16 protein-coding genes are annotated in these 17,137 nt (G+C 44.9%); 2 read left to right on the top strand and 14 right to left on the bottom strand.

The window, feature by feature from the left end; translation table 11 throughout:
- The first annotated feature begins 92 nt into the window (after positions 1–92).
- Complete coding sequence (locus tag CW749_RS09975) at positions 93–989, top strand: helix-turn-helix domain-containing protein (protein WP_101111877.1); 897 nt, start codon at positions 93–95, stop codon at positions 987–989.
- 79 nt (positions 990–1,068) lie between these two features.
- Here CW749_RS09975 and CW749_RS09980 read toward each other — a convergent pair whose 3' ends face one another.
- Positions 1,069–2,052 (bottom strand): porin, encoded by a 984-nt coding sequence (locus tag CW749_RS09980; RefSeq protein WP_180958373.1) that lies wholly within the window; start codon positions 2,050–2,052, stop codon positions 1,069–1,071.
- 273 nt (positions 2,053–2,325) lie between these two features.
- Positions 2,326–2,658 carry a DUF1294 domain-containing protein gene (locus CW749_RS09985; RefSeq protein ID WP_201797001.1) on the bottom strand — a complete coding sequence of 111 codons (333 nt, stop codon included), beginning with the start codon at positions 2,656–2,658 and terminating at the stop codon, positions 2,326–2,328.
- 31 nt (positions 2,659–2,689) lie between these two features.
- Between CW749_RS09985 and CW749_RS09990 the strand changes: the two genes are divergently transcribed.
- Complete coding sequence (locus CW749_RS09990) at positions 2,690–3,049, top strand: aldehyde-activating protein (protein WP_101111879.1); 360 nt, start codon at positions 2,690–2,692, stop codon at positions 3,047–3,049.
- Between the two features lie 44 nt (positions 3,050–3,093).
- On the opposite strand, the gene CW749_RS09995 is transcribed toward CW749_RS09990, so the two are convergent.
- From CW749_RS09995 to CW749_RS10050, 12 genes are all read right to left on the bottom strand, one after another.
- Complete coding sequence (locus CW749_RS09995) at positions 3,094–4,758, bottom strand: FapA family protein (RefSeq protein WP_101111880.1); 1,665 nt, start codon at positions 4,756–4,758, stop codon at positions 3,094–3,096.
- Between the two features lie 277 nt (positions 4,759–5,035).
- Positions 5,036–6,706 (bottom strand): SpoIIE family protein phosphatase, encoded by a 1,671-nt coding sequence (locus CW749_RS10000; protein WP_101111881.1) that lies wholly within the window; start codon positions 6,704–6,706, stop codon positions 5,036–5,038.
- Between the two features lie 21 nt (positions 6,707–6,727).
- Complete coding sequence (locus CW749_RS10005) at positions 6,728–7,027, bottom strand: STAS domain-containing protein (protein ID WP_101111882.1); 300 nt, start codon at positions 7,025–7,027, stop codon at positions 6,728–6,730.
- Between the two features lie 11 nt (positions 7,028–7,038).
- Positions 7,039–8,214, bottom strand: a complete 1,176-nt coding sequence (locus CW749_RS10010; RefSeq protein ID WP_101111883.1) for a methyl-accepting chemotaxis protein — start codon at positions 8,212–8,214, stop codon at positions 7,039–7,041.
- A 29-nt stretch (positions 8,215–8,243) separates the two neighbouring features.
- Positions 8,244–9,287 (bottom strand): chemotaxis response regulator protein-glutamate methylesterase, encoded by a 1,044-nt coding sequence (locus tag CW749_RS10015; RefSeq protein WP_101111884.1) that lies wholly within the window; start codon positions 9,285–9,287, stop codon positions 8,244–8,246.
- Positions 9,284–9,928: a chemotaxis protein CheD gene (locus tag CW749_RS10020; RefSeq protein ID WP_101111885.1), complete on the bottom strand. Its 645-nt coding sequence runs from the start codon at positions 9,926–9,928 to the stop codon at positions 9,284–9,286. Before CW749_RS10020 ends, CW749_RS10015 begins: the two co-directional genes overlap by 4 nt.
- Positions 9,929–9,935: 7 nt before the next feature.
- A complete protein-coding gene (locus CW749_RS10025; protein ID WP_101111886.1) occupies positions 9,936–10,796 on the bottom strand; it encodes a protein-glutamate O-methyltransferase CheR in 861 nt (286 codons plus the stop codon).
- Positions 10,781–13,588 carry an aerotaxis transducer Aer2 gene (gene aer2, locus CW749_RS10030; RefSeq protein ID WP_180958374.1) on the bottom strand — a complete coding sequence of 936 codons (2,808 nt, stop codon included), beginning with the start codon at positions 13,586–13,588 and terminating at the stop codon, positions 10,781–10,783. The genes CW749_RS10025 and aer2 overlap by 16 nt, the downstream gene beginning before the upstream one ends.
- 11 nt (positions 13,589–13,599) lie before the next feature.
- Complete coding sequence (locus tag CW749_RS10035) at positions 13,600–14,064, bottom strand: chemotaxis protein CheW (RefSeq protein ID WP_101112003.1); 465 nt, start codon at positions 14,062–14,064, stop codon at positions 13,600–13,602.
- Between the two features lie 3 nt (positions 14,065–14,067).
- Positions 14,068–14,571, bottom strand: a complete 504-nt coding sequence (locus tag CW749_RS10040; RefSeq protein ID WP_101111887.1) for a chemotaxis protein CheW — start codon at positions 14,569–14,571, stop codon at positions 14,068–14,070.
- A gap of 9 nt (positions 14,572–14,580) precedes the next feature.
- Positions 14,581–16,710: a chemotaxis protein CheA gene (locus CW749_RS10045; protein ID WP_101111888.1), complete on the bottom strand. Its 2,130-nt coding sequence runs from the start codon at positions 16,708–16,710 to the stop codon at positions 14,581–14,583.
- A gap of 49 nt (positions 16,711–16,759) precedes the next feature.
- Entirely contained in the window at positions 16,760–17,119 is a 360-nt protein-coding gene (locus CW749_RS10050) for a response regulator (protein WP_101111889.1), read from the bottom strand.
- Between the last annotated feature and the right edge of the window lie 18 nt (positions 17,120–17,137).

The following is a 17,137-nucleotide window of genomic DNA, read 5'->3' on the forward strand; positions in this document are numbered from 1 at the left end:
GTACTGGTTACTTTTTTACTGAAGTCACAACTTGGCTCTGGTCAGGGTTTGGCTTAAATCACGATTCAACTCCATCGCTTTGGAAGGACGGCATGTCACATTTAATCTCGCAGCTTCAAGAGTTGGTTGAACATATTGAATCTCACCTGGATGAAGACATCGACATCGCCCTGTTAGCCAAGCGATTTAGTATGTCACCGTGGCATTTTCAGCGAATGTTCAAAGGGTTAATTGGCGATACTTTAGGGGGATACATTCGTGGTCGACGGCTGACGCGAGCTGCGCAGCAATTGATTCATACCGAACTGGGAATCATTGATATAGCGCTGAATGTAGGCTTTAGCTCCCACGAGGCATTTACACGTTCGTTCAAGCACTATTTTGCAATCACTCCGAAACAGTTTCGCCAGCAAAGCCCTGTTGTAAACTTGAGAGAAAAGCCCGTTCTTACTCAATCACTTTTCTCTCACCTAAATAATGGCATGAAGCTTGAGCCAGAAATCATTCATCAGCCAGAATTGCTGCTGGTCGGTTTTGAAACCACCATTCCCTCTCCATTTACCTTTGAAGAGAGTTTTTGCGATTTACTCGAAGCGCCTTGGATGCAATTATTGGGGAGGCGAGAAGAACTCAAACATGCAAAAGACGACACCTACTACGGGCTGACTATTAGCCCTTCTGGCACTTTTTTAGAAGATGAAGTGACGTACCTTTCTGCAATGGAAGTATCCGATCGACAACTTATCCCTAGTGACATGACGACTCATAGGCTTCCTCAGCAAGAGATTGCCGTATTTGAAGTAGAAGAGGTAAATGAGGACTCCGTTGGTAAAACCATGGATTACATTTATGGATACTGGCTACCCAATTCGGAATATGAACGAGGTACGGGGCAAGATTACGAGTTGTTTGAAAACCTGAAAAACTTTACGTTACCTGAAATGAAATCCAAGTACATTATTCCCATTCGCTCCAAAACTAGAACTTGATTAAACGCCATATAAAACGAAAAACCCCGCCACAAGGGCGGGGTCAAAACTCTAAAAGTAGAAAAGGCAGTGGTAACTTTTAGAATTTAACTTCTAGACCTGCTGCATAGCCCAGCTCAGTCTTAACCTTGTCACCGTTTGCTTCTTTAACATCAGCGTGACCTAGTTCTGCGTAAACTTTCACATTGCTGTGGAACTTGTGAGTTACGTTTGCGTAGAAGTTGTGTACTTTTGCAGCATCTTTTGCATCACCGTAGTCGTAACCACCAGCAATCGACGTTTTCTCATCAAGAGCATACGCTGCAGAAAGCTTAGCAATGTTGATCTTGCCATCAACCGTTACTTTGTCGCCGCCGCTTAGCTTAGTTGTTGCGTAAGAAGCACCAACAGTAATCGCATCAAACGTACCTTTAACCTGCGCTAGTGCAGAGTTAGATTTTACGTTTTTCGCCGTTACTTTGCCGAAAGTAGCTGTATCCAACTTCACCTGCTGAAGGTAAACAGCCGCTTCTACGTTACCGAACTTGTAGCCACCAGCAACATCGTAAGCAAACTTGTGCTCACCTTTAGTTTCTTTAACTTCAGCGTAAGAACCACCAACCCAAGCATTACCAAAAGTACCTGCGTACTTAGCAACTGAATCGCCAGAACCTACTGCTAACGTTTCAACTTCATCATCAAAGAACTTAATACCGAACTCGATGTCGTTAGAGATACCAGCACCGTCGAACGTCGTTGATTGACGACCAGCTGTAAATGTACCGAATTTGCTGTGCTGTAGACCAACGTATAGCTCGTCGTTCTCAACGTCTGTTTTTTCGAATTTAAACGCCGCTTTACCGATAGCCGTTAGCTCGTCGTCTAGTTTAACGGTTGTTGTTGCGAACAAATCACCGTCATCTAGGCGGAATTTGTTTTCTGCGTTCTCGCCACGTTCTTTTTTGTACTGAACTTCAGCGGCACCACCAAGATCTAGCTTAACGCCATCCTTGTTGTAAATTTCTGCTGCGTTTACTGATGTTGCTGCAAGAGTTACTGCAACAGCTAGAATTGTCTTTTTCATTATCATTCATCCACTGCTAATTATATTTAATTGCAAAAGAATTCATTTGCGCAATGGATATTAGACATAAGACGTTAGTTATCAATAGCCCCTTACTCACGCTTACACCATACAAACCAATCACTTACAACACCTTACGTTTCTCATCTTTCATTACACAGAGACGCAAATGTTTACAATTGACGAAGTAAAAAAGGTTGCGATGATAAGAGATAAGCTTTAGGAGTTTGGCGGACGGACTCGTTAGGTTATCGGGATTACCTCCCCCAGTATTTACGCTAAAGCAACGTAAACAAAGAGAGCGGTAAACGCACAGTGTAATGCCGAGACAGAATAAAGGATGAGATAAAATGGACGCTTTTGCGTTTTATGGCGAAACACTTCTCTACCAATAAGCGCACCAGGCCAGCCTCCCAACATCGCCAAGCCGTGCAATGTGGCTTCTTTCACTCGACGATTCCCTTTGATCGCTTGCCGTTTATCCCACCAGTAGAAAAAGAGCGTGAATAAACTCAAAAGCTGTGACACCAATAACCAATAAATTGGGAGGTGGCTATAAAATAGAGAGATAAACAAGAATAACCAGTAGAAGACGGACAACTTCACGGCACCTCCTCGGTTTTAAAGGGAATGTAATATGACAAGTGGAACCTGCCATTGTGGCAATATCACGCTGCAAGTAAAGACACTTCCAGATACTTTAACTCAATGCAACTGCTCTCACTGCTTTAGAGCAGCCCCTTTATACGGCTACTACACATCGCGTGAAGTAGACGTGATCGTGACTTCTGGTGTAACCGATGGATACGAGTGGGGCGATCGAATGATTCATTTCCACCATTGCCCGATATGTAAAGTACATACCCATTACACGGCAACAGATAAAGCGGGAATGGATAGAGTGGGCGTGAATTTCCGATTGTTTGATAGAGAAATGGTTGAATCTATTCGTGTGCGGCGTTTTGATGGCGCGGATACATGGACGTTTCTGGATTAAGGCATTCCTAGGGTCTGTTGACGCGTTAATTTGCGTGACACAGATTAACTCTTCATCATCGCTTCAAAGCTAATTTCATAGTGATTGTAAGACAGTATGGAAGGACCATGTTCACGACGTGTGACTACCGTGTCCTCACCAAATCTAACCGTTACACGGGAATACACTTTGTTTTTTACGGTGATGGTATTCGCCGAAAGCATTTGCTCAAATTCAAGTTCAACCGCATCGAGCTTTTTCTTGGTTCGAGTGAGTAGATCGTTGTTTTTTTCTTTTAAAGACGCAACGTTATCCACCATATCTTGAGTCCGCTCGGATTTAGGTGTTTTGGAAAGCTCCAATTCCGCCCGAACCACCTTCATGGTTTCTTCTTGAACTTTTTTATAGTTCTCTTTCAGCTTTTCAATACCCGCTTTGTACTTTTTATAGCGGGCACAAGCTTCCACATTGGTGACAGAATCACCTTCAACGCCCAAGTTCACGCAGGTAATCTTTCCACCGACTTGGGTGTTGCCTCCACTTAGCGTGCCCTGTTTTCCATTCGCATCACAGACACTTAAATCGCCTCCACAACGGACTTCGTTTTGCAGGCTATGGATGGCAAGAGTAATGTCATCGTGAGCTTGTACCGTCGCATACTGAGCATATTTACTCGTAATGGAGCCACCAGAACGGACAACACAGGCATTCTCTTCACCTTCTCCAACTGGGCGACCGATAATACCTTTTGCAGCGGTAATATCTCCATGAGCCTGAACATCGGCCGATTCAATAAAACCACCCACGGTGATAGAGCCAGTGGCAAGCACCTTCATTCCGGGTTCTATATCGCCCGTAATGACAACACAACCTTTGAATTTAATATGACCTGTCGATACGTCGACCTTGCTTAAACACAGCGCATTATCAACTTCAACGCTCGAGCCTTTCTTCATGACTGGCATTCCGGACACGGATGCCCGAAGTAAATTAGGGTTGTTTTTGCATATATAGGTGCCTTTCCCCTCTCGTAAGAGTTTGTCGGTTCCGGGTTTAGGAGGGATAGCTTTGCCACAGACAGTAAAACCAGGTGTGCCTTTCGTCGCCGGTTTGCGCCGCAAAAGTTCTTCATTTTCGGCAACCGTAATGGTTTCGCCGAGATTACGCATATCAACACGGTGAGTAACCGTATTAATTTCTTGTGGTCTGAGTACGCGGCTGTTGATATCGGGGAACAGAGAAATGAATTCCGCATCTTTTCCGTCTACAGGACGCTTACCAATGGCAACAGCCTGAGAAAACTCTTGCCCCGGTGGTACTTTATGGCTCATCGCCAGTACCTTTTTAAGCGCGAGTTTATTGATGCCTTTGGTGACGTGTGCTGCGGATAGCGCTTCTACAATTTCGCTGCCTCGAAGTGCTCGACCTCCTTGGGCACCTTGCACAATCATACGCGCGATCATATCGTCATCTTCGAGCTCAACAGTCACTCTCGCATTTTTACGATACGCAACCTTGATACCCTGAAACGCTTCTTTTTTCGCCTTACGGGCAGCACTAACAAACGTTTTTACGGCACCATCGTCTAAGAAGAAGGAAGCGGCACCCAAGTTTTCGATGGCGTGATCAAGTCCCAGCTCACCGAAGTCAGACTCTACAGCCATATCGGTGGGCATCTGTGCTATGACACTTTGATCATCATCCGAAAGTCGGATGAACTCTTTCCACATAGTCCGTCACTCAAAAATAAGACACCATTTCTGGAATGAGTGTAACGAATTTGCCCAGAGATTTAACAAAAACATGCGCGTTTTCCGGCTGTGGTCACTAATACAAGCACATCAACTTCACCACAGAGAGAAAATTCAATATTTAGCTCATGACATTTTCATCTCTAAATGTTGATTATTCAAATTCCAGCTACATATTCTTTAAATCACACGAATAAAGCAAACATTCGACTACACCATCAATGTCAGTAATTATATAAGTAGCTCAAATAAAACGCTAATATTGGCTAAATTGATACACGGCTTTCACTTTTTTGCCACAGTTGGAATACTCGAGTGATTCGCACAGCTCCGAAACCAACACAATCCCCCGGCCATAGCTGTTTTCATCAGAAACCATACTTACGTTATGGTAATTAAAGCCTTCACCAGTATGCTCAATTGTCATACCCAACTGATTGATCTCAGGTAAATATTCGAGTTCCAGTGTTAGCATGGCATCCTCGTTGAGGTCTTGTAGCCTTTCTTCTCGTAACTGGTAATACGTAAAAAAGCCTTCCTCATCATTTTTGAGTTTTGAGTCCAACCCTAATAAGCCGTGTTCAATGGCGTTAGCAAAGAGCTCTGACAAGACCGAGCAAACCAAATCAAGGTTAGGGCCTCCGCTCACAATGCCAGAAATGTAATGACGAACCTCCGCCATGACGGTTACACCACTTAGCACGTCTTTCGGGAAGCTTAACCGAGTATTCAATGGCACTTTGCCAACAAAGGGCAATTCAGCGTCAGGGGTTTGCCCAGCCTCATTGTGAATAGGGAATGTCATGGTAAGAATGGAAAGATCATCGTCTTTGCTTTTGTTTGAAAAGACATTCACGGCTTCATACAAGGATGGGATGATGGTACTAGGCTCACACGCATTCAGTACCTGTTTTAATCTATCTTCACCAAATTGCTCACCAGAGGGGCTAGCCGCTTCGGTTACACCATCGGTATAGCACACGATCTGTTGTCCTGGTTCTAAGCGTAGGTGGACTAAATTGGTTTCAAATTCCTCACCACTCAATACACCCAGAGGCATATGAGAAGATGTGAGGTTGTTGATGATTTTTCCAGAGGAGTCGAGGATATAGCTGTCTGGTAGCCCTCCTCCCCACCACGTCACATCCAGCCCGTTTGCACTGATTTCGAAAACGTTCGCTGCCACCATCATTCCTAGTGGTAGAAAGCGCACGAGAGACGTATTAATTTCTTCTAAAATCTCACCAAGTGACATGCCTTTAGAAGCCATGGAGAAAAAAGCTCTCGTGGCAGGAATAGTCGAAATGGCCGCAGGTAAGCCATGACCGGTTGCATCTGCAATCATTACGTAAACCCCGCCTTGGGGGCGGTTAGCCACAACGATCAAATCACCATTAAACACGGTGGAGGGGTTAGATATGTACTCAATGCCGTCGATATTTTTGTACATATCTTCGGCAAGGTTGGTGAAGATAGATTCAGAGATGGCGTAATCGTACTTAACTTGCTCTCGAAACTTACTCAACTCATCTCGCTGTTTACTCACTTCACTGTGCATTTTCGCAACACGATAGTGCGCCTGTACTTTGGCAAGGAGCGTACTTCTGCCGACAGGCTTGAGGATGAAGTCATCCCCATAAAAAAGACAGCGACCGAACGAATCACGATCATCCAAAACGGTTAAGAAGATTATGGGCATGTGTACGTCGGGGAATTCTTCGCGAATTTCTTTGGCCGTCGTAAAGCCGTCTTTCACTGGCATCATAACGTCCATAAGGATCACATCGGGAAGGCTCTCTACTTCTTTTAATGCGTCTACTACACCTTCGCCATTTTCAAATAGGGTAATCTCTTCTGCGATGCTGGTCAGCATGTAGCGAAACATTTCCCGATTGGTTTTTTGATCATCAACAATCAGCACTCTCATAACCTAGCCCTCCTGAATTCGTTATTCGATTGAGAATTTCTTATCAAATCTCGATATCAGTAGAATTTTTTTCACTTGAGGCATGCTGTTGGTAATGACGATATCACCATCTTGCTGTTGTAAGAATTTATGCATATTGAGTAGCATGCCTAGACCGGCACTGTCGATGTAATCGACTTTTCGGAAGTCGACCACAAAACGATACCCTTTTTGCTGGCTGTAGCTTTGGCGAAATTCGTGAACCAAATTAAACCCAAATGCCCCTTCAACCGAAATGACGACGCGTCTTTGGTTGTTATCTATTTCAGCGGATACTGACATAGTTCTTCTCCCTAGAATAATTCCACTTCACCTTCATCGATACCGGATTGCTGTGCTGCAGCTTCTCCGCGGCTTTGGGCATGACCCATTAGCTCTTCAATGCTTTGTATCAACTCTGAAAGCTCTATTTCTCGCCTATTAAACTTGCCCATTAGAACTGTCATATCTTCCAGAGCATGTGCACTGCGCTCTGCATGTTGACCTTGCTGAGCAACAATATCGGCAAATTGCAGTGCTCGAATACCGTTGCTCACCTGCTCTGCAAGTTCGCTTCCCATCACTCGTAATTTGTCGACTTCTTCCTTAATCTCAACGTTAACTTGCTGCACTCCTTGCAACATATCTTCCACTTGATCTTTCGAATCGATCGCTACAGTCATGTCTATTGAGGCGATCTCACCCACCGTTTCGTTTGCTTCATTGATCGTGCCTTGGGCGATCGTTATCTCTTTCTGGATCTGCCCGTTCAAATCTTCGGCTTTAAGAGACAAATTCCTCACCTCTTGAGCAACAACGGCAAAACCTCTCCCAGCATCACCAGCTCGCGCAGCTTCTATAGCGGCATTCAGAGCCAACAGGTTGGTTTGCTCGGATAGCCCTTGGACTTGGTCCAATAGGCGAAATACGTTGTCCAATTTTGATGACATGTCATGAATGCTGTGTACAGCGGTGATGCTTTTTTCCGAAACGCTGACAAGAATTTCAATATATTGAGCGAATATTTTTTCTGTTTTAGGGAGTACTTGAGTCAGGCTGTATTTACTATCTTGATTGGCTAGAAGGTTGTTCACTAAAGTCTCTGACACAAGGCTTTGACGTTGCGAGACTTCTTGCAAACCGAAGAAGCTATCATTGAGTGTCACGACAGATTCATCAATCACACCACGTTGTTTGTCTAAACTTTCTTTTATATGCGGAAGCTCTTCTTCCATCAGCTGTTTGATTTCATCTAGCCGTACTCGTCGATCTGAATTCATTTCGATGGCGGGTTCTGGCTCTTCTCCCGAATCAAATGACTTGGGTTCTTTTTGTGGCGATTTAATCAGAACCCAAGGTGTAGCGGCGATCAACACAGACAGCACAACCACCCACATTGAAGATACTTCCATTGCAACGAAACTGAGCCCCAACACTTGTAAGCCGAGAATGAGCCACCAATTCGTCACGAAGTTTGTTATTTTTTGCATTGTTATAGACCCCTTCAATTCAGAAGTATTCAGGAAGAAAACAACGTGTCACATATCAGTTTCGGGATTTTATTCAGTGACACCACTTTTTCTACCGCTCCTACTTCTACCGCGACACGCGGCATTCCCCATACCACAGAGGACTGCTCATCCTGCGCTATCGTAAATGCACCTGCATTGTTCATATTCAGCATTCCTGCTGCTCCATCCTGCCCCATTCCCGTAAGAATCACGCCGATGGCTCTGTCTTTTAGCGTTTCTGCTATTGCATCAAACATGACATCAACAGACGGCTTGTGGCGGTTAACAGGAGGTCTGTCATCCAATTCGCAATACAAGCAGCCACCCCGCTTAACAATCACCATGTGCTGATCGCCTGGCGCAACGTAAGCGCATCCGTTCACAAGTGGAGCAGAGTCCACGGCAAGGTCTCGTACCGTCATTTCACTTGCATCATCAAGCCGCTGAGCAAACGAAGGCGTAAACAACGCACTAATATGCTGAGTGATGACGATGGGTGGTAGATTCGATGGCAAAGACGACAATACCGATCGGACGGCTTCCGTCCCTCCTGTCGAGGCACCAATGGCAATCAAATCGAACCGCTTGCTTTTGTGTTTTACTTTTTCTTGCTTTTCAGCCTGATGATTATTGTGCTGCTGTTTTACGTTCGCCCCTGCCGCCATTTTGACTTTGGCATTGACCATTTGTTTGTAGTGGATCATCTCTGCCGTGTTTTCTACGGCAGGTTTAGGAAAGTAATCGACGGCACCTATTTCTAAGGCTTCAAGTGTGATGTCGGCACCATGCTGAGTTAGAGTAGAAATCATGACGACGGGCATAGGGCGCAGTCGCATGAGGTTTTTAAGAAATTGCACACCATTCATCTTCGGCATTTCAATATCTAAGGTAAGCACATCAGGGTTATGCTGCTTAATAAGATCCCGTGCTTCATAGGGGTTTTCCGCTGCTGCCACAACGGTCAACTGAGGATCGGATTCGATGATCTCCGTTAGCAGCGCTCTAAATACAGGGGAGTCATCAACGATCATTACTTTTAGTTTTTTATTCATAAAAACAGCTCCGCATCATTATCGTGAGAACGATGACTCTCTATATCCAACTCTTTGGCGTATTTCGCTTCATTTCGTTTCACCTTATCAACTTCAGAGAGTCGGATGCGTTTAACCCAAGCCTGACCACTCAGCGGATCGAACATCACTTTTCTTGGGATCATCCCCCCTAAATCTTGCGCTTCAATCTCAAACTTTTCTTCACGCGCGTAATTCAGTGCAAATTCAATATTTTTGTCACCAATAAGGGCACTTCTGCCCATCAATTGCGCACCACCAAACAGTTTCAAGCGAATCCGTTCTCGCACAGCCCCGCCAGCAAGCAATTGGTTTATCAGCATTTCCATTGCGTTATTGCCATATCGAGAGGCAGTCGAAACAATTTCGGTTGGATGCCAATGCTCTATTTCTGCGTTACTGTCGAATGGCAACAAAAAATGGTTCATACCCCCGATATAGGCCTGCGGATCCCACATACAGGCGGCGATGCATGATCCTAATCCGGTACAAATCACTTCCGGTTCGCGGCTGGTGTAAACACCACCGGGCATCACTTTCACCATGTGCACTTTCTTTTGTTGATGGTAAAAGCGGCTGAATTGTGACGTTTGGATAGGTGCATTTGCCTGCTGTCCTTTCATTCTTGCCTCACTGTTTAAGGTAAATGGTGTGTCCGAGGTGACGGAATATGTCAGTACAATTTCCAACACTCTCTGAATGACCGATAAACAACACACCATCGTCGGCAAGAAGTTCGTAAAATCTCCGAATGAGTGTCTCTTGCGTTGGCTTATCAAAATAAATCATGACGTTGCGACAAGAGATAACATCAAATTGCTGATCCATGGGCCAATCAGCTAATAGGTTGAGCTGGTTAAAAGTAAGGTGTTGCTGTAACTGACGTTTTATTTTTATTTTTCCGGCCATTTGGCCTTTTCCCTTCACGAATGCCCCTTTTAGGTATTCGCTGGGTATACTTTCTAGTGATTCTTCCCCGTAAACACCCTGCTTAGCGTGGGCTAATACATTGGTGTCTAAGTCGGTTGCAAGCATACGCACATCTCTTATCCGGTCGAATACTTGCGCTTTTTTTAACATAGCAAGGTAACTGTAGGGCTCTTCTCCTGTTGAACACCCTGCCGACCAAAACCTAAGTTGTTTTTTACCCTCATTGAACCACTTTGGAATCATCACGCCTTCTAGGTATTCAAAATGATGAAATTCACGGAAAAAGTGGGTTTTATTGGTGGTTAGGTTATTAATAAAATTTACTTTTTCGGCATCATTGATTTCGAGCAATTCACGATATTCAGAGAAACTCCGAAACCCGTGCTCTCGTAAAATACGGCTGATGCGACCGTAAACCATCGCCTTCTTTTTATCCGACAAAAATATACCGACACTTTTGTGGACAAAATATTGTATGTATTTGAAGTCCTGTTCTGTTAGTTCAAACTCTCTACCAGTCAGTGGACTCTCTGCCTCTGCTCGGCTTAGAACTCTTCCCATTCGTCTCCTTCCTCACTCAACTGTATCCCCGAGTTAACCGCTCGGCTTGCTGGTTTGGATGCGGGGACATTTCGAATCTCTGCAACATTGCTGGACGGCTTTCTTACCGCTCCAGCCGCTCCTCTTGAGGATAAGGTTTTCACATCATTGTCGGTGGAGAAGAAGTTCATTAGGTTAAGTAACTCTTTGCCTTCATCTTTCAGTGATTGGCTAGCAGCAGACGTTTCTTCCACCAAAGAAGCATTCTGTTGCGTCATTTCATCCATAGTGGCAACCGCACGGCTAATCTCATCTATGCCTGTTGATTGTTCTTGGCTGGATTGCGCGATTTGGGTAATAAGCTCCGACACTTTCGCAACAGCATCAACTATCTCGTTGAGTGTTTCGCCGGATTCGTCGACCAGTCTCGAACCTTCATCTACCTTATCGACACTGTCGTTGATTAGACCTTTGATTTCTTTCGCTGCGGCGGCACTGCGCTGCGCCAAATTACGAACTTCACCCGCAACAACAGCAAAGCCGCGACCTTGCTCTCCGGCTCTCGCTGCCTCCACTGCCGCATTCAATGCCAGTAGGTTAGTTTGGAAGGCAATTTCATCAATCACGCCAATGATATCGGAGATTTTTTTACTGGCGCTGTTGATTTCTGCCATAGCTGCAATGGCTTGACCAACAACCTCACCACCTTTGCCCGCCTTTTTAGCGGCATCATCCGAAAGGTCATTTGCGCCTTTTGCATTCTCTGCATTTTGCCTAACGGTAGAGGTCATCTCTTCCATACTGGCGGCAGTTTCTTCAAGGTTGGACGCCTGCGCTTCAACACGCTGGCTTAGATCGTTATTGCCTTCTGCTATTTCTGTGGATGCAGTGGCGACTCTTGCGGACGATGTGGTGATTTGGTCAACCATATTGCGTAGATTAACGATTGAAGTATTCACGGCTTCAGACAATCGACCGAATTCACCTTCGTTATCATCAGACATATTTTTGTTTAGGTTGCCGTCTGCGACTTCGCTCATTACATCAATACATTGCCCGAGTGGCGCGACGATGGCATCCAACAAGTTGTTCACGCCATTACCGAGTTCAGACATAAAGCCACTGTAAGCACTGGTATCAATTCGGTTTGTAAGCTCACCCTTGATCGCGTTTTGAATCAGGCTTTCAACCTGACGCTGGCCATCTTGCTGCTCGGTGATGTCTTCCCATTGCAGAGCCGGTCCCATGTAATTACCTTCCGCGTCACGCATGGCGATACACGTTAAGTTAAATTCAAGCCCCCCAACGGCAATATTTGAAGAAAACGGCAAGTTATCTGGGTTAGAAATGATGCCTCTTTGATGAGCTGGGTTCTTATGGAAAATATCAATATTTTGCCCTATGAGGTTACTGGCATCGAACCTCGGCAACGCTTTTTTGAGATCGCTTTCTCTACTGGTCAGTAAATTGATAAGAGACGGATTTAAGTATTGGATAATGCCATTTTCATCGGCCATCATTAGGTTCGTTGTCATGCCTGCAACAGCAGAGGCTAAACGACCAATTTCTGCCTCTTTTGCCCTTTCTTCTGTAACGTCTTTCCACTCTAATGTATTGCCAACGTAGTTCCCTTCAGCATCAGTAATTGCAGCAACGTTTAGCTCAATTTTTAGGTCCGCAATGACAATGTCTGTTTTAACTGGCAAATTGTTCGGGTTATCCAGAAGCTTTCGCTGGTGGGCGGGGTTTTGGTGGAATTCATCAATACAGCGACCTATCAACCAATCCTCGTTAGCGGTGAAATCACGCCAAACAGTTCTCAGTGTGTTCTCATGCTTTTTGAATAAGTTAATGGTTTCTAGATTGGTGTAGGTGATTAAAAAATCTCGGTCGATCATGACCATCGCTGTCTGAGCTTGGTGCACAGCGGCACTCAAACGCGCAATCTCTGTTGCTTGCTTACGTTGTTCAGTAACGTCACTCCATTCGAGTGTATTCCCTATATAGTTGCCATGCGCATCTATAATTGCTGCGACATTGAGCTCTATTTTTAAATCAGCAATTTCGATGTCAGTACTAAAAGGAAGATTAGATGGGTTATCGAGTAATTTTCTTTGATGGGATGGATCTTTATGGAAGCCATCAATACATCGCCCCATTAGCCAATCTTCTGTTGCGCTAAAATTGGACCACACACTGCGAAATTTCGCTTCGTGTTTTTTAAATAAAGAAAGCGTTTCGTGGTTGGTGTAGGTAATCTCAAAATCACGGTCAATCATAACCATGGCTGTTTGTGCCTGATCCACAGCCGACTGTAACCGCAGAATGTTGGATTCTTGCTGCCTAAGCTCTGTGACATCTTCCCATTCTAATGTGTTACCGGTGTAGTTACCTTGAGCATCGATGATGGCTCCTACATTAAGTTCCAGTAGCACATCTTTGACTTGGATTGTCGCTGTATGAGGCATGTTTTGGGGGTTGGAGAGTAACTGACGCTGGTGTGCTGGGTTGGTATGGAAACCATCAATACAGCTTCCTATCAGAAACTCTTCATCCGCACTGAATCCGGGCCATGTCGATTGAAAAAGTAACTCGTGTTGTTTTAACAAATCCAGAGAACGCCTGTTAACGTAAGTTATGTTGAAATCCCGATCAATCATCATCAAGGCGGTTTGCGCCGTGTTCAATGCGGAAAGCAGTTGCTCATTACTGACGGCTCCCGAAACACTATCGGTCTCTCCCATTAGGTTGTCTTGGGATGGAGCAACAAACTGTCTTTCTGCTCTTTCTTTTTTTCGGTTCCAAAATGACATAACTTTACCTCTCACATGAGCGCTTTTTCTTCTGATAAGTTGTTGAGCTCTGCGACATTAAATAGAGCTTCCAAGTTAATTAAGATCACATGTCCTTCTTTTGCCGGAACAATGCCGACTATGAAGTTTTTATCTACCGTTAACGACATATTGGGAGCAGGTTTAATATCGTCCGTGTCCAATGCGTACACTTCAGATACCGCATCCACTATGATGCCTAATGGCTGTCCATGCGTATCGTTTAAAACAATCACAACCGTTGTTGCATTAATGACTGCAGGTTCAAGGTTGAAGCGTTTTCTCAAGTCAACAATGGGGACATACTCCCCTCGAATTTCTAAGACACCATTTAAATAGCTGGGTGAATTCGGAACCGAGCGTACGTTGCTCCAACCTCTGACTTCTCTTACATCCAGAATGGGTACTGCATATTCTTCTTCATCTAAGATGAAACTCAGGAATTCTTGTATTGCCATCATTCACCCTGCCTTGAGTATCGTTTCCATGTTGAGCAATTCATCGGTGTCTAACAGAGACATCACTTGCTCCTCCACGTTGAGAAGCCCAACCGTGAACGGGGTAACAGCAGAATCCCCCAAAGCAGGAGTCAGCTCTTTATCTCCTTGGCTCACCACATCGGAAACCGCATCGACAACCAGCCCCATCAATCGCTCTGTATCGGTACTTGCACAACGAAGAACAAGTACCACAGTCGTCGGAAGATAAGCGCAATCACCAATACCAAAACGAATTCGAAGATCAACCACAGGCACAATCATGCCTCTTAAGTTGATAACCCCTTTTACAAAATTAGGAGAGCGAGGAATGGGCGTTGGGCGCTCCCAAACTCGGATTTCTTCCACATCTCGAATATCGATTCCATACAGTTCACCAGCCAAACAAAAACTCAAAAAGTCAGCATTTTCACTGATCTCGCTATCGGAAATGGTGTCACCTTCGACAACTTGAAGTGCTTCGTTCACTGTCGCTCCCTAGGCTGCAATGCCGCCTTTACTGTCTGACTGACGATTCAAAAATGAGGTGATTAACCCTTGAATATCCAAGATCAAAGAAACTGAACCGTCACCAAGAATGGTTGCACCTGAAATGCCAGCGACTTTGCTGTAGTTAGATTCGAGGCTTTTAATCACAACTTGTTGTTGGTCCAGCAACTCATCGATCAGTAACCCAACTCGATTACCTGCCGCTTCAACCAAACAAAGAATCCGTCCTTCGAGCTCTCCGCTCTCTCCCATTTCAAACTCTTCATGCAAACGCAGTACAGGGATATTTTCCTCTCGGAGACGATACAATTCGACACCACCTGCCGCGTGTTTCACACACTGTGTATCAATTTGAATGGACTCGATAATGGTCAGCAACGGAATAACGTAAACCTCACCGGCAACCTTAACCAGCTGCCCATCTAATATGGCTAATGTAAGTGGTAAGCTAATGGTGAATGTACTGCCAGTACCAAGGCGGGATTCAACTTCAATATACCCACCAAGCTCTTCAATATTTCTCTTAACTACGTCCATGCCTACGCCACGACCAGAAATATCCGACACTTCATCCGCAGTAGAAAAGCCAGGGGCAAATATCAAATTCACCACTTGTTTGTCAGTCATTTCTTCACGTCGAGATTCTGGAGGTAACACGCCCTTATCAACCGCTTTCTGCCAAAGCTTGTCGCAATTGATACCAGCGCCATCATCTTTCACTTCGATAATGATAGAGCCACCTTGATGGAAGGCGTTCAGCTCTATAACGCCCATGTCTGGCTTTCCTTGCTCTTGCCTTTGCTCAGGAAGCTCTAAGCCGTGGTCGATTCCGTTTCTCACTAGGTGAACTAACGGATCCACAATGCGTTCCAAGACAGTTTTATCTAACTCGGTATTTTCACCTTTGATCTGCAAGTCAACTTGCTTTCCTAAACGGCCTGATAAGTCCCGTACTAATCTAGGGAACCGACTAAAGGCAAAGCTCATTGGAAGCATTCGAATATTCAGAACATTTTCTTGAAGGTCTTTACTGTTTTGCAGAAGTTGGTCTAACCCGGATTTTAACTTCTCCAATTTATCGACCGTGAAATCATTGCCGATTTCGGTGAGCATTGATTGGGTGATCACCAACTCACCAACAAGATTGATTAAGCTGTCCACCTTGTCTATATCAACTCGAATGGAGCTCACGCTAGACTCGGATTTGGCGGGTTTACTCGCTGGCTTTTGGGTATCTTTGGGTTTTGCGACAAGCGCGTTGTCGACAACTTGTGGTTCTTCCGGTGGAGTTTCTGTTTGAGTCACCTCAGGCACTGGTGGAGCAACGTTTTCCTTTTGCACACTTTCACGTTGCACTTCCAAATCACATTGGTCTTCTACCCATTCAAATATTTCGCGAATGTCCTCTTCAGCAATGCTACCAGCAAGCGTTATTCGCCAGCTCAAATAACAGAGCTCGGCTTCGATTTCGCTTAACTCCGGTAACTCGGATGTGTTACACACAATGTTGCAATCTGGGTCCAATTCAACAATTTCACCCAGAATTCTAAGTGGGTCATTGCCACTAAAGAATAAATCAGAATGCGGAGTAAAAGAGACATGCCAAGGGGCACAGTCAGATGCGCTTTCAGCATGAATAGAAGAGCTCTCAGTATGATCAGATGACACTGCCCCACCCTGCTTGTTAGAAGAAGGGGTTTGAGAAGTATCACTACGCTGGTTTTCCGCTGGCGATTCCAGTAATGTCGATAGCGCTTGATTCACTTCTTCTTTTAACGCCGACTCGACTGGTGTATCGGTTTCATACCCTTCCAGCATTTCAGTAATGCAATCGCCACTTTTCAGCAGGATGTCAACACTGTGCCGAGTAAGGCTCATTTGTCCGTTTCGGACTTCATCTAGGTAAGCTTCGACGTTGTGGGTGAACTCACTGATGTCAAGCAAGTTAAAAGTAGCTGCGCCCCCCTTAATGGAGTGAGCGGCACGAAATATGGTATTGATGGTCTCTAGGTCGACACTCTCTGGATCGAGATCCAACAATACGGTTTCAAGCACTTCTAAGTTTTCACGACATTCCTCGTAAAACATTTTACGAAGTTGGTTCATGTCTAAAGCCATGGGTCACCTACCTAAATCTTGCAACACGTTCTCGATACAAACGCTGTTTCTATATAACGCGCTTTAAGGTTTTTAGGAGAGTTTCCGGATTGAATGGCTTGACCAACCACCCCGTTGCTCCTGCCGATTTACCTTGTTGCTTTTTCTCCATGCTGGTTTCTGTCGTCAGCATCAAGATAGGAATGAATTTGTACTGAGGGTTTCCACGAATGGCTTTTACCAGCTCGAACCCTCCCATAACTGGCATATTTACGTCTGATATCACTACATCAAATTTGGTCATTTTTGCTTTTTTTAATGCATCACTACCATCGTTCGCGGTTTCTACGTCGTAACCCGCGTCCTTTAAAGTGTGACTAACCATTTGACGGATCGATACAGAGTCATCGACAGCAAGAATCTTAGTCATAAAAATCCCTCTCAATTC

Source organism: Vibrio sp. vnigr-6D03 (assembly GCF_002835515.1).
GTDB classification, from domain to species: Bacteria; Pseudomonadota; Gammaproteobacteria; order Enterobacterales; family Vibrionaceae; genus Vibrio; species Vibrio penaeicida.

Bases quoted from the DNA above. Each gene is read 5' to 3' on its own strand.
- CW749_RS09975 (WP_101111877.1), top strand. From the start codon at position 93: ATGTCACATTTAATCTCGCAGCTTCAAGAGTTGGTTGAACATATTGAA.
- CW749_RS09995 (WP_101111880.1), bottom strand. From the start codon at position 4,758: ATGTGGAAAGAGTTCATCCGACTTTCGGATGATGATCAAAGTGTCATA.
- CW749_RS10045 (WP_101111888.1), bottom strand. From the start codon at position 16,710: ATGGCTTTAGACATGAACCAACTTCGTAAAATGTTTTACGAGGAATGT.
- CW749_RS09980 (WP_180958373.1), bottom strand. From the start codon at position 2,052: ATGAAAAAGACAATTCTAGCTGTTGCAGTAACTCTTGCAGCAACATCA.
- CW749_RS10035 (WP_101112003.1), bottom strand. From the start codon at position 14,064: ATGGCAATACAAGAATTCCTGAGTTTCATCTTAGATGAAGAAGAATAT.
- aer2 (WP_180958374.1), bottom strand. From the start codon at position 13,588: ATGTCATTTTGGAACCGAAAAAAAGAAAGAGCAGAAAGACAGTTTGTT.
- CW749_RS10005 (WP_101111882.1), bottom strand. From the start codon at position 7,027: ATGTCAGTATCCGCTGAAATAGATAACAACCAAAGACGCGTCGTCATT.
- CW749_RS10020 (WP_101111885.1), bottom strand. From the start codon at position 9,928: ATGAAAGGACAGCAGGCAAATGCACCTATCCAAACGTCACAATTCAGC.
- CW749_RS10025 (WP_101111886.1), bottom strand. From the start codon at position 10,796: ATGGGAAGAGTTCTAAGCCGAGCAGAGGCAGAGAGTCCACTGACTGGT.
- CW749_RS10050 (WP_101111889.1), bottom strand. From the start codon at position 17,119: ATGACTAAGATTCTTGCTGTCGATGACTCTGTATCGATCCGTCAAATG.
- CW749_RS10010 (WP_101111883.1), bottom strand. From the start codon at position 8,214: ATGCAAAAAATAACAAACTTCGTGACGAATTGGTGGCTCATTCTCGGC.
- CW749_RS10015 (WP_101111884.1), bottom strand. From the start codon at position 9,287: ATGAATAAAAAACTAAAAGTAATGATCGTTGATGACTCCCCTGTATTT.
- CW749_RS10000 (WP_101111881.1), bottom strand. From the start codon at position 6,706: ATGAGAGTGCTGATTGTTGATGATCAAAAAACCAATCGGGAAATGTTT.
- CW749_RS09990 (WP_101111879.1), top strand. From the start codon at position 2,690: ATGACAAGTGGAACCTGCCATTGTGGCAATATCACGCTGCAAGTAAAG.